The organism is Microbispora rosea (assembly GCF_900156315.1).
Classification (GTDB): Bacteria; Actinomycetota; Actinomycetes; order Streptosporangiales; family Streptosporangiaceae; genus Microbispora; species Microbispora rosea.
The window spans coordinates 71,994-84,640 of sequence record NZ_FTNI01000016.1 but is presented as its reverse complement, the minus strand read 5'-3'; the positions used below and the strand labels follow the sequence as shown (position 1 = coordinate 84,640).

General features: G+C 70.7%; 10 protein-coding genes. 7 read left to right on the top strand and 3 right to left on the bottom strand.

Annotation, left to right across the window (positions count from 1 at the left end; genetic code table 11):
• Positions 1–190: 190 nt before the first annotated feature.
• From BXA11_RS22345 to BXA11_RS22325, 5 genes are all read left to right on the top strand, one after another.
• Positions 191–1,183 carry an ABC transporter permease gene (locus BXA11_RS22345; protein WP_030507167.1) on the top strand — a complete coding sequence of 331 codons (993 nt, stop codon included), beginning with the start codon at positions 191–193 and terminating at the stop codon, positions 1,181–1,183.
• Positions 1,184–1,253: 70 nt separating this feature from the next.
• Entirely contained in the window at positions 1,254–3,011 is a 1,758-nt protein-coding gene (locus BXA11_RS22340; RefSeq protein ID WP_244303590.1) for an ABC transporter substrate-binding protein, read from the top strand.
• 90 nt (positions 3,012–3,101) lie between these two features.
• Positions 3,102–4,121 carry an ABC transporter permease gene (locus tag BXA11_RS22335; RefSeq protein ID WP_030507165.1) on the top strand — a complete coding sequence of 340 codons (1,020 nt, stop codon included), beginning with the start codon at positions 3,102–3,104 and terminating at the stop codon, positions 4,119–4,121.
• A complete protein-coding gene (locus BXA11_RS22330) occupies positions 4,118–5,143 on the top strand; it encodes an ABC transporter ATP-binding protein (protein ID WP_076437492.1) in 1,026 nt (341 codons plus the stop codon). Before BXA11_RS22335 ends, BXA11_RS22330 begins: the two co-directional genes overlap by 4 nt.
• The gene (locus BXA11_RS22325; RefSeq protein ID WP_143734444.1) at positions 5,140–6,177 is read left to right on the top strand and encodes an ABC transporter ATP-binding protein; all 1,038 of its coding nucleotides are present in this window, start codon (positions 5,140–5,142) and stop codon (positions 6,175–6,177) included. Before BXA11_RS22330 ends, BXA11_RS22325 begins: the two co-directional genes overlap by 4 nt.
• A 407-nt stretch (positions 6,178–6,584) precedes the next feature.
• On the opposite strand, the gene BXA11_RS22320 is transcribed toward BXA11_RS22325, so the two are convergent.
• The 3 genes from BXA11_RS22320 to BXA11_RS22310 all read right to left on the bottom strand — a co-directional run bounded on the left by BXA11_RS22320 (position 6,585) and on the right by BXA11_RS22310 (position 9,548).
• Positions 6,585–7,268, bottom strand: coding sequence for a response regulator (locus BXA11_RS22320; RefSeq protein WP_030507162.1), 684 nt, complete (start codon positions 7,266–7,268; stop codon positions 6,585–6,587).
• 82 nt (positions 7,269–7,350) lie between these two features.
• Positions 7,351–8,580, bottom strand: a complete 1,230-nt coding sequence (locus BXA11_RS22315) for a sensor histidine kinase (protein WP_076437489.1) — start codon at positions 8,578–8,580, stop codon at positions 7,351–7,353.
• A gap of 107 nt (positions 8,581–8,687) precedes the next feature.
• Positions 8,688–9,548: a RecB family exonuclease gene (locus tag BXA11_RS22310; protein ID WP_076437487.1), complete on the bottom strand. Its 861-nt coding sequence runs from the start codon at positions 9,546–9,548 to the stop codon at positions 8,688–8,690.
• Positions 9,549–9,708: 160 nt separating this feature from the next.
• On the opposite strand from BXA11_RS22310, the gene BXA11_RS22305 reads away from it, so the two are divergent.
• Both BXA11_RS22305 and BXA11_RS22300 read left to right on the top strand, forming a co-directional pair.
• Positions 9,709–10,878, top strand: a complete 1,170-nt coding sequence (locus BXA11_RS22305) for a site-2 protease family protein (RefSeq protein ID WP_076437484.1) — start codon at positions 9,709–9,711, stop codon at positions 10,876–10,878.
• A 246-nt stretch (positions 10,879–11,124) separates the two neighbouring features.
• Entirely contained in the window at positions 11,125–12,630 is a 1,506-nt protein-coding gene (locus BXA11_RS22300; protein WP_076437481.1) for an FHA domain-containing protein, read from the top strand.
• The last annotated feature ends 17 nt before the right edge of the window (positions 12,631–12,647 follow it).

Below are 12,647 nucleotides of genomic sequence, written 5' to 3'. Positions count from 1 at the left end.
TGCGTCCGGGGGTCGCACACCACGCGACCCCTTCGGACAATGTCGTCTGGGATCCAGGGGGCCTGCACCAAATGGCCGTGCGAGGCAAGGTCGTGAGCGGCCGTCGCTTTTCCGTCGCCGGATCGATCCCGGGCTACCCCGAGCGTGTCACCGCGGATGCGGTCCGTTCGGGCAGGGCGAAGGAGGATCGATGACCGCGCCGATGGACGTCACCGGTGGGGACACAGAGGCCACGCCGGAGGCCGTCGTCGATGCGTCGGGCGACAAGGCGATCCAGGGGAGGTCCCTCGGTCAGATCGCCTGGATGCGGCTCAAGCGCGACAAGGTCGCCCTCGCCGGTGGTCTGATCGTCATCTTCCTGATCCTGGTCGCGGTCTTCGCGCCGGTGATCGTCGGGCTGCTCGGGCAGGACCCGACGCAGTTCAACTCCGACCTCATCGACTCCTCCACGATGGTGCCCAAGACGGGCACCGGCATCAGCGCCGACCACCTGTTCGGCATCGAGCCGGTGAACGGCCGTGACATCTTCAGCCGGGTCGTGTACGGCGCGCGCATCTCGCTGCTCATCGCCTTCCTGGCCACGCTGCTCTCGGTGGTCATCGGCACCCTGCTCGGGGTCACCGCGGGCTTCTTCGGCGGCCTGGTCGACTCGATCATCAGCAAGACCATGGACGTCTTCCTGGCCTTCCCGCTCCTGGTCTTCGCGATCGCGCTGGCGGGCATCGTCCCCGACTCGGCGTTCGGCCTGACCGGCGACACGCTGCGCGTCTCGCTGCTGGTGTTCATCATCGGCTTCTTCAACTGGCCGTACATCGGGCGGATCGTCCGGGGGCAGACCCTGTCGCTGCGCGAGCGGGAGTTCGTGGACGCGGCGCGGAGCCTCGGGGCGCGCGGGCCGTACATCATCTTCCGTGAGCTGCTGCCGAACCTGATCGCGCCCATCCTCGTCTACGCGACGCTGCTGATCCCCACGAACGTGCTGTTCGAGGCGGCGCTGTCGTTCCTCGGCGTCGGCGTGCGCCCGCCCACCCCCACCTGGGGCGGCATGCTGGCGGACGCGGTGCGGTTCTACACGATCCCGCACTTCATGTTCTTCCCCGGCATGGCGATCTTCATCACGGTCCTGGCGTTCAACCTGTTCGGCGACGGCCTGCGGGACGCTCTCGACCCGAAGGCCCGCTGAGCCCTCCCTTCTCGTAAAGTCCCCGGCTCCTATCACCAAGGGGTTTGCAATGCTAAGAAGAAGACTGGGTGTGGCGGCCATCGGCGCCGTGCTCGCCCTTGCCGTGGCCGCCTGCGGCGGCGGTTCGGGCAGCAGCTCGCCGTCGTCCTCCGGCGACGCCGCGGGCGGCGGCGCCGCCGCGACCGGCGAGTTCAACGCCGCCCTCACGGGGGTCGTGAACCCGTCCGACAAGAAGGGCGGCATCCTCAAGTTCGCCAACGGCGGTGACTGGGACTCCCTCGACCCGGGCGACACCTACTACGGCTACTCCTGGAACTTCATCCGCCTGTACGGCCGGTCGCTGCTGATGTTCAAGTCCGCCGTGGGCAAGGAGGGCAACCAGCTCACCCCCGACCTCGCCGAGGACATGGGCACGCCCAGCGACGATGCCAAGACCTGGACGTACAAGCTCAAGAAGGGCATCAAGTTCGAGGACGGCACCCCGGTCACGTCCAAGGACGTGAAGTACGCCGTGGAGCGGTCGTTCGACAAGGAGGTGTTCCCGGACGGGTACACCTACTTCAACGACTTCCTCGACTGGCCGAAGGGCTACAAGGGCGCCTACAAGTCCAAGGACGTCAACACCGACAGCGCGATCGAGACGCCCGACGACTCCACGATCGTCTTCCACCTCAAGCAGCCGCTGAGCAACTTCGACTACTTCGCCCAGCTTCCCGCCACGATCCCGGTCCCCAAGGACAAGGACACCGGCGCGAAGTACAAGGAACACGTCATCGCCACCGGGCCGTACAAGTTCGAGAAGAACGAGATCGGCAAGGGCTTCACGCTGGTCCGCAACGAGCAGTGGGACCCGGCGACCGACCCGAACCGTAAGGCGCTGCCGGACGGCTACGAGGTCTCCACCAACGTCAACGCCGACGACATCGACAACCGGATCCTCGCCGGCGACCTCGACATCGACGTCGCGGGCATCGGCATCCAGTCGGCGGCCCTCGGCCGGGTCCTGCCCGACCCCGCCCTGAAGGCGAACTCCGACAACCCGACCAGCACGCGCCTCTGGTACACGTCGATCAACGGCAACGTCCCGCCGCTCGACAACATCGACTGCCGCAAGGCCGTCCAGTACGCCACGGACAAGGTGTCCCTCCAGACCGCCTGGGGCGGCGAGTTCTCCGGCGGCCAGATCGCGACCAGCCTGCTGCCGCCGGCGATCCCCGGCCACGAGGACTTCAACCTCTACCCGCCGGGCGCCGACAACAAGGGCGACCTGACCAAGGCCAAGGAGGCGCTGACCGCCTGCGGCCAGCCCAACGGCTTCGAGACCAACATCTCCTACCGCGCCGAGCGGCCCAAGGAGAAGGCGGCCGCCGAGGCGCTGCAGCAGTCCCTCGGCCGGGTCGGCATCAAGCTCACGCTCAAGCCGTTCCCGCAGGCCGACTACTTCGCGCTGTACGCCGGCAAGCCGGGCTACGCCAAGGACAACAAGATCGGTCTGGCCATGAACGGCTGGCAGTCCGACTGGCCCGACGGCTTCGGCTTCCTGCAGCAGATCGTCGACAGCCGCGTCATCCGTGACACCGGTGGCTCCTCCAACATCAGCGTCCGCGACCCCGAGGTCGACAAGCTGATCGACCAGGCGATGAAGGAGACCGACACCAACGCCCGCAACGCGATCTGGACCCAGATCGACAAGAAGGTCATGGAGGACTCCTTCATCCTGCCGAACGTGTGGACGAAGACCCTGCTCGTGCGCAGCAAGAACGCCACGAACATCTTCGTCAACGACGCGTACGGCATGTACGACTACCTCGGCATGGGCGTCAAGTAAGCGTCCGCCGAGACCAGACAGATCCGATAGACGCGTGAACGCGGCAAGGGGGCCGGTCCCACAGGGCCGGCCCCCGGAGCCGGGGGGACTGTGGTCACATACATCATCCGGCGGCTGATCTGGGCGGTGGTGATGCTCACCATCGTGAGCATCATCACGTTCGCCATCTTCTTCCTGGTGCCCCGCCTGGCGGGCGCCACCTCGGAGAGCCTGGCCGCGCGCTACGTTGGGCGCACCGCCTCGGCGGAACAGGTCAAGATCGCTGCCGACAAGCTCGGCTTCAACGATCCGCTGATCGTGCAGTACGGGCGGTTCGCCAAGGGCATCGTCGCCGGCGCCGACTACGACTACGGCCCCGGCGTGGAGCGCTGCCCGGCGCCCTGCTTCGGCTACTCGTTCCTCACCCGGCTCCCCGTCTGGCCCGACCTGCTGGACCGGCTGCCCGTGACGCTCTCGCTGGCCATCGGGGCCGCCGTCATCTGGGTGTTAGCCGGTGTGGCGACCGGCGTGCTGTCCGCGCTGAGACGCGGCAGCCTGTTCGACCGCGCCGCGATGGGCGTCGCCCTGGCCGGCGTGTCACTGCCGATCTTCTTCACCGGCATCGTCTCGCTGGTCATCTTCAGCTACGGTCATCCATTCCGGATCACCGCCCCGGGCGGCAGCTTCACGCCGTTCGAGGAGAATCCGGCGATGTGGGCCTACAACCTGATCCTGCCGTGGATCACGCTGGCCTTCCTGTACGCCGCCGGGTACGCGCGGCTCACCCGGGCGGGCATGCTGGAGACGATGAGTGAGGACTACATCCGCACCGCACGGGCCAAGGGCCTGAACGAGCGGAGGGTCGTGGTCAAACACGGCCTGCGCGGCGCGCTCACTCCGATCCTCACGATCTTCGGCCTCGACCTCGGCCTGCTGCTCGGCGGCGCCGTGCTCACCGAGAGCACCTACTCGCTGCCCGGCATGGGCAAGTACGCGATCGACGCGATCACGAACCAGGACCTGCCCAAGGTCATGGGCGTGACGCTCGTCGCCGCCTTCTTCGTGGTCTTCGCGAACCTGATCGTCGACCTCCTGTACGCCGTCGTGGACCCGAGGGTGAGGCTGGGATGAGCTTCCTGGAACTGAAGGACCTGCGGATCCACTTCCCGACCGACGACGGCCTGGTCAAGTCCGTCGACGGGCTGTCGTTCACCCTGGAGCGGGGCAAGACGCTCGGCATCGTCGGCGAGTCCGGCTCCGGCAAGAGCGTGACCAGCCTCGGCATCCTCGGCCTGCACAAGGGCGGGCGCGCCCGCATCTCGGGCGAGATCTGGCTGGACGGCGAGGAGCTCGTCGGCGCCAGCCAGGAGCACGTGCGGGCGCTGCGCGGCAAGAAGATGGCGATGATCTTCCAGGACCCGCTGTCGGCGATGCACCCGTTCTACACGGTCGGCGACCAGATCATCGAGGCCTACCGCATCCACAACGACGTCAGCAAGAAGGTCGCGCGCAAGCACGCGATCGACATGCTCGGCCGGGTGGGCATCCCGCAGCCGGAGCGCCGCGTGGACAGCTACCCCCACGAGTTCTCCGGGGGCATGCGGCAGCGCGCCATGATCGCCATGGCGCTGAGCTGCGACCCCGAGCTGCTGATCGCCGACGAGCCGACGACCGCGCTCGACGTGACCGTGCAGGCGCAGATCCTCGATCTGATGCGCGACCTGCAGCGCGACTTCAACGCCGCGCTGATCATCATCACGCACGACCTCGGCGTCGTCGCCGAGCTGTCCGACGACATCCTCGTGATGTACGGCGGCAAGTGCGTCGAGTACGGCACCTCCGACGACATCTTCGAGCGGCCCGAGCACCCCTACACGTGGGGCCTTCTCGGCTCGATGCCGCGGCTGGACCGCGAGCCGACCGAGCGGCTGATGCCGATCAAGGGCTCGCCGCCCTCACTGATCAACGTGCCGTCCGGCTGCGCCTTCCACCCGCGCTGCGTGTTCGAGGAGCGTACGGGCGGGCGGGCCAAGGCGGAGGTGCCGGAGTTGCTGGAGACCGAGGGCGGCCACCTCGTGCGCTGCCACCTGCCGCGCGAGCGGCGGCGCGCCATCTGGGAGAACGAGATCAAGCCGAACCTGGAGGCTTCGTGAACGAGGAGCCCTTGCTGTCCGTACAGGGGCTGGAGAAGCACTTCCCGGTCACGAAGGGCCTGCTCAAGCGGCAGGTCGGCGCGGTCAGGGCCGTCGACGGCATCAGCTTCGACGTGAAGAAGGGTGAGACCCTCGGCCTGGTCGGCGAGTCGGGATGCGGCAAGAGCACCAGCGGACGCCTCATCACGCGTCTGATCGAGCCGACCGCCGGCAAGATCGTCTTTGAGGGCGCCGACATCACCCACATGTCCCAGGGCCGGCTGCGCCCGCTGCGCAGGGACGTGCAGATGATCTTCCAGGACCCCTACAGCTCGCTCAACCCCCGGCACACGGTCGGCGCCATCGTGGGCGCGCCGTTCCGGATCCAGGGCATCAAGACCGAGCAGGGCACCAGGAAGGCGGTCCAGGAGATCCTCGAACTGGTCGGCCTCAACCCCGAGCACTACAACCGCTATCCGCACGAGTTCTCCGGCGGTCAGCGGCAGCGCATCGGCATCGCCAGGACGCTCGCGCTCAAGCCCAAGCTGATCATCGCGGACGAGCCGGTGTCCGCGCTCGACGTGTCGATCCAGGCCCAGGTCGTCAACCTGCTGGAGGACCTGCAGAAGGAGCTCGACCTCACCTACGTGGTGATCGCGCACGACCTGTCGGTGGTGCGGCACATCAGCGACCGCGTCGCGGTGATGTACCTCGGCAAGATCGTCGAGATCGCCGACCGCAAGGGCCTGTACGAGTCGCCCATGCACCCGTACACCAACGCGCTGCTGTCCGCGGTCCCGATCCCGGACCCGAAGCGGCGCACGGAACGGGAGCGGATCCGGCTGCAGGGCGACGTGCCCTCACCGCTCAACCCGCCGCCCGCCTGCCGGTTCCACACCCGCTGCTGGAAGGCGCAGGAGATCTGCAAGCAGGTCGAGCCGCCGCTGGTGACGCTCGCCCCCAACCACGAGGTGGCCTGCCACTTCCCCGAGAACGCCCCTTCCGGCGACACGGCCGCGGCGCCCGCGCAGACGGCCGCCGCGCCTTCGGACTGAGTCCCTCCACGCCGTCCTTCCACGCCGTCCTTCCACGCCGGGTCTTTTCCGCCGGTACGGCCCCCGCCGTCTTCCCCCCAGACGGTCCGCGGGAGCCGTACCGGCGGGGCGTGTTCCGCCACCTCGGTCACGCCCCTGTCACGACGCTATCGGGGCGCGTCCCCGCCCGGCATCGGCCTTCCGTACGGCTCTCGCCCACGACCACGGGAGGACCCGGCCCGCCTCGCTCCTCCCGTGGTCGTAGGAGTGTCTGACAAATGCTGCCCGTCGCGAACGTGGATCCAGGTGGATGCATCGCAAGGCGGAGGAGGAGCCGATAACAGCGTTATCGGCGACGACGCAGCGAGGGGCCGCCTGGACCGCGCGCAGCAGGGCCATGATTTGTCAGCCACGACCTTGGCCGGTGGTCAGGAGAGGGCGCCGGGAACGATCAGTCCGGTCTCGTACGCGAGCACGACCGCCTGGACCCGGTCGCGCAGCCCCAGCTTGGTCAGCACGTTGCCCACATGGGTCTTGACGGTCGTCTCGCTGACCACGAGCTGGGCGGCGATCTCGGCGTTCGACATGCCCTTCGCGATCAGGCGCAGCACCTCGAGCTCGCGTTCGGTGAGCCGGTCGACCCGCGCGGGGGTGGCCTGCTGGCGGGCGGAGGGCAGCCGGGTGGCGAACTTGTCCAGCAGCCGCCGGGTGACGCTCGGCGCCACGATCGCGTCGCCGGCCGCCACCACGCGGATCGCCTGGACCAGCTCGTCGGGCGGCACGTCCTTGAGCAGGAACCCGCTCGCGCCCGCGCGCAGCGCCTCCACGATGTACTCGTCCAGGTCGAACGTGGTCAGCACGAGCACCTTCGGCACGTGGGCGCTCGGCGGGGCCTCCCGCACAATGCGGCGGGTCGCCTCGATGCCGTCGGTGCCGGGCATGCGGACGTCCATGAGCACCACGTCGGGCAGCAGGGCCCGGGACTGCTCCATGGCCACCGCGCCGTCGCCCGCCTCGCCCACGACGGTGACGTCCGGCTCCGCCTCCAGGATGAACCGGAACCCGGTGCGCAGCAGCGGCTGGTCGTCGACCAGCAACACCCGGATCGTCATGATGCGTCCGTCCTGGGATGGGCGGCGGGTCGCCGGGCGGAGGGGGACACCCTGATCGTCATGGTCTGTCCTCGGAGGGGCTCTACGTGAGGGGGCTGTGGCTGAGGGGGCTGTCACTCAATGGGAACTGGGCGCGGACCTCGAACCCGCCCCCGGTGCGGGGACCGATCCGCAGGACTCCACCATAGAGCGCCACACGCTCGCGGATGCCGACGAGCCCGTGCCCCTTGCCTCCGATCCGCGCCGACTCCGCCGCCGCGCCGCGCCCGTCGTCCTCCACGTGGATGCTCAGCTCGTTCGGCTCGTGCCGTACGGTCACCCAGGCGCGGGCGGCGGGCCCGGCGTGCCGCAGGCTGTTGGTCAGCGCCTCCTGCACGAGCCGGTAGGCGGCCAGATCCACCCCGGGCGGCAGGCCGCGCCGCTCGCCCTCGATCCACAGCTGGGTCCGCAGCCCCGCCTCGCGCATCTGCTCCACCAGCGCGGGCAGGTCGTGCATGCCCGGCTGCGGGCCGCGCTCGGCCGGGCCGTCGGTGCGCAGCACGCCGACGATGCTGCGCATCTCCGCCATCGCCGTACGGCCCATCTCCTCGATGGCGGACAGGGCGTCCCGCGCCACGTCGGGCTTGGTGTCGAGCATCTTGCGGGCGGCGGCGGCCTGGACCGTCATCACGCTGACGTGGTGGGCCACGACGTCGTGCAGTTCCCTCGCGATGCGGGAGCGTTCCTCGGCCCTGGCGGCCCTGGTGTCGGCCTCCCGCGCCCGCTCCAGCCGGTCGGCCCGCTGCACAAGTTCGGCCAGGTAGGCGCGGCGCAGCCGCAGCGCCCGGCCGCACACCCAGCACAGCAGCAGGACGGCGGTGACGACGACGTGGTCGGTCCAGGACGGGCTGATGACCCCGGAGACGGCGCTGGCCAGGTAGGAGGCGAAGGAGACGACGAGGGCGGCCAGACTCAGCGCCAGCCCCCGGCAGGCGGCCACCGAATAGAGCAGGACGAGCCCGCCGAACTCGCTCAGGCCGGGGTCGTAGTGGAGCGTGTCGAGCATCGCCTGCGGGACGCAGGTGGCCACCAGCAGCACGAAGGGCCGGTTACGTCGCAGGGCCACGGGCAGCGTGCAGGCCGCCGCCAGGATCAGGTTCAGCGCGTCCGCCGGGCGCGGCGCCGCGGACCGCAGCCAACCGGCCCCCTCCCCGGGGCCGGCCGAGACGATCCACCACAGGGACGCGGTCGTCAGCACCACCGCGAGGACCGAGTCGTAGATCAGGGGATGAGCCCGAAGCCAGGACCGCGTACTGCCGGGGGTGGTGCGCACGTACCAAATCTAGGCGTTCGCCGTCCGCGGCCACCCTGCCCGGGAGGGATATCCCCCTCCTCCTCACGGAGGAGCCCGGCAGGAGCCCGGCAGGAGCCCGGCAGGCGTCAGAGCTCGTCGCTGGCCGACCTTCTGCTCACGCGGGCCGACAGCCCGGGCTCGCGGTCGGGCACGGGCGGCGGGGTGCCGCCGAACTCCGGGCACAGCGCCTGGTGGTCGCACCAGTCGCACAGCCGCGAGCGGCGGGCGCGCCACTCACGGGTGCGCACCGCACGCTCGATGGCCGCCCAGAGGGCCTCGACCTTGCGCTCGGTCGCCCGCAGGTCGGCCTCGTCGGGGACGTAACGGATGATCTCGCCGTTGCCCAGGTACATCAGCTGGAGCATCCGGGGGACCTGGCCGCTGCGCCGCCACAGCGCCAGCGCGTAGAACTTCATCTGGAACAGCGCCTTGGCCTCCCAGTCGCGCCCCGGCGCCGTGCCCGTCTTGTAGTCCACGACCCGCACCTCGCCGGTCGGGGCCACGTCGAGTCTGTCGATGTAGCCGCGCAGCAGCAGGCCGCTGTCGAGCACGACCTCGACGTACATCTCGCGCTCGGCGGGCTCCAGCCGCTGGGGGTCCTCCAGCGTGAAGTAACGCTCGACCATGCCGCGGGCCTGCGTCAGCCAGGCGTCCCGCTCCGCGTCGTCCTCGAACAGCCCCGCGTAGTCGGGCTCCTCGCTGAGCAGCCGCCGCCACTGGGGCTCCAGCAGGTCCTGGGCGGCGGCGACCGTCCGCGCCTCCGCGGGCAGGTCGTAGAGCCGTTCCAGCACGGCGTGAACGAGCGTGCCCCGGACCGCGGCGGCCGAGGGCCGCTCGGGGAGCTGGTCGATCACCCTGAACCGGTAGAGCAGGGGGCAGGTCATGAAGTCACCGGCCCGGGAGGGGGAAAGCGCCCCGATGACGGCGCGCTCTTCGGCGAGGGTCATGCCCGAACTGTAGGACACCGGGCCGACAGAACGCTCCCGCCCCGCCCCGCAAGGTCCACACGGGGCAGATCTCACGGTGCGCGACGGGCGGGCGAGCTCATAGGCTGATCTCACGCTCCGGCACGTAGCATCGAGGGGCGCGGGAGGGGAAGGCGGCCATATGAGCACACCTGTCAAGGAGTCCACCGGACTGCGGATGGGACGGCCCTTCGGCATCCCCGTCTACGTGTCGCCCACCTGGCTCATCGTGGCGGCGTTCATCACCTACAGCTTCCAGCCGCTCTTCGCCGCCAGTCTCCCCGGATACGGGCTCGTCGGCAGTTCCGTGGTGGCGCTGCTCTTCGCCGTCCTGCTCTACGCCTCGGTCCTGCTCCATGAACTGGCGCACTGCGTCGTCGCCAAGTACTACGGCCTGCCGGTGCGCAGGATCACCCTCTACATGCTGGGCGGCGTCTCCGAGATCGAACGCGAGCCCGAGACAGCGGGCCGGGAGTTCAACGTCGCGCTCGCCGGGCCGCTGCTCTCGCTGGGCCTCGCGACGATCGGTTACCTGGTGTCCGCAGTCGCGTTCGTGACCGGTCCCGTCGACCCGCTGTCGATGTTCATGCGGCCGCCCGACGGGCTCGTGCCGGTGCTGATCTGGCAGCTTTGGTCGTCCAACCTCATCGTGGGGATCTTCAATCTCCTCCCCGGCCTGCCGCTCGACGGCGGCCGGATGCTGCGGGCCGCCGTGTGGAAGATCAGGCGCGACGCGGGCACCGGCACGCTGGCCGCCGCGTGGGTCGGCCGCGGCGTCGCGATCGCGGTGGTCGTGGTGCCGCTGCTGATGAACCTGATGGCCGGGCAGGAGCCCGGCATCGGGAGCATGCTCTGGACGGTGGTGCTGGCGTCGTTCATCTGGCTCGGGGCCTCCCAGTCGCTACGGGTGGCCCGCGTACGGGCCCGGCTGCCGCAGCTACGGGCCCGTACGTTGGCCCGCAGGGCGATCCCGGTCACCGCCGAGGTGCCGCTGTCCGAGGGCCTGCGCCGGGCGCGGGAGGCCGGGGCGGGGGCCATGGTGGTGGTCGACCACGACGGGCGGCCGGTCGGCATCGTCAACGAGGCGGCGGTCAACGCCACTCCCGAGCAGCGCAGGCCGTGGGTGAACGTCGGCGCGCTGTCCCGCGCCCTGGAACCCTCGCTCGTGCTCGGCGTCGACCTGGAGGGGGAGTCCCTGCTGGACGCCATGCGGGAGACCCCCGCGCCGGAATACCTGCTCGTCGAGCGTGGCGGCGAGATCTACGGCGTGCTCGCGACGGCCGACGTCAACCGCATGTTCAGCGGTGTGTGAGACGGTGTGTGAGCCGCCCGCGGAACGGCCCGGCCCGCCGGGGCGTCCCGCGCGCTCGCGCGGCGGGCTCCCGGAGACGGGGGTGCCGCTCGGGGCCGGGGCCGGCCGCCGTCCGGGCGCCCGTCGCATGCTCCCGCAGGCCGGTTCACCGTTCTTTTTTGCTACTTTCTGGGGGGATCGATCCGGCACACGGCGTGCCGGCGATGGTGCCGGTCATCCGGTGGCGTTTCCGGAGGGAGAACTTCTGTGACGGAACAGGGCGTGGGGCTGGTCCGCCCGCTGCCGGGGGAGGGCGTGGTCGCCCATCTGAACGGGTTGCTGCTCGTGTGCGCCACCGGCGGCGACCAGCCGGTAGAGGACCTGCTGTCGGCGCTGAACGAGACCGCCACGACGGGCGGGGACGGCCGGGCGCTGGCCCGGCGGGTGGCCCAGGTCCTCGCGCGCGCCATGGACAGGTCGATCGGCGGGGAGCCGGTGGCCTGCGCGGTCGCCGGGCCCGCAGGGGGCGGGGCGGCCGTGCTGGTCAGCGGGGCCGCGTACGCGACCGTGTCCGGCGGTCCCGACGGTGAGGTCCGACTCGCCGGGCACGACGCGCTGACCTGGACCGATCGTCTCGTCAACGGCCCGGTGTCCCGGGTCGAGCTGCGCCTGCCGGGAGCGGGCCCGTCGAGCCCGTACGCCAGGCTGGACGGCGGTGTGGTCACCGGGGCCGGCCTGGAGTGCGACTTCACCCGGCACGGCGATCTCGCCTTCCCGCCGCTGCCCCCGCGCCCGCCCCAGCCGCAGCAGCAGGGCGTGCAGCCCCCGCCCATCGGCGCTCCTGAGCCGATCGCCCCGCGCGGGCCCGTGGTGCCGTCGACCGTGCCGCCGCCGCCCGTGTCGCCGTTCGCCGGTCCGCTGTCCGGCGGCGGACCGTCGGGGGAGCAGGCGCCGCCGCCCGTCCAGCCGTCGTCGCACGTCTCCCAGCCGCTGCCGTCCCCCCTCCCCGACCCGGGTCCCGCGCACCACTCGGGTCCGCAGCCGCTGCCCCCGCTGCCCGAGCCCGCCGAGGACCGGGGCGGGCCGCACGACCTGAACCCGCCGCACGACCTCAGCCCGCAGCACGATCTCAACCCCCCGTACGACCTCAGCCCCCCGTACGACCTGGGGGCGCCGCATGACCTCGGCGGGCCGGACGGCCCGCCGAGCGGACCGTTCGAGCCGGTGCCGCACGCGCTCGCGGACGAGGAGCCGGGCGAGGCGACCCAGCTGGACGCGGCGCCCGAGCTGGAGCAGCGGCCGATGGTCTACGGGGTCGACTGCAAGAACGACCACTTCAACGACCCGCGCGCGCCCTACTGCGCGGTCTGCGGCATCCCGATCGACCAGCGGGCCGTGGTGCCGTACAAGGGTCCCCGGCCGCTGCTCGGCGTGCTGCTGCTCGACGACGGCATGGCGCTGCCGCTGGAGGCCGACTACCTGCTGGGCCGCGACCCCGAGCGCGCGCCCGAGGTCCAGTCGGGCGAGGCCAGGCCGGCCAGGGTCACCAGCCCGGACGGCTCGGTGTCGCGCCGCCACCTGCGGGTCTTCCTGGAGAACTGGGACGTCAACCTGCTCGATCTGGGCTCGGTGAACGGCACCCAGATCCAGCCGCCCGGCGACCCCAACTTCTACGACATCCCGCCGAACGAGCCGGTGCCGATCCTGCCCGGCACCACCGTCCGGGTCGGCGTCTCGCGCACGATGCGGTACGAGCCCCACCGCAACGCCTGACGATCTCCGAGGCCGCC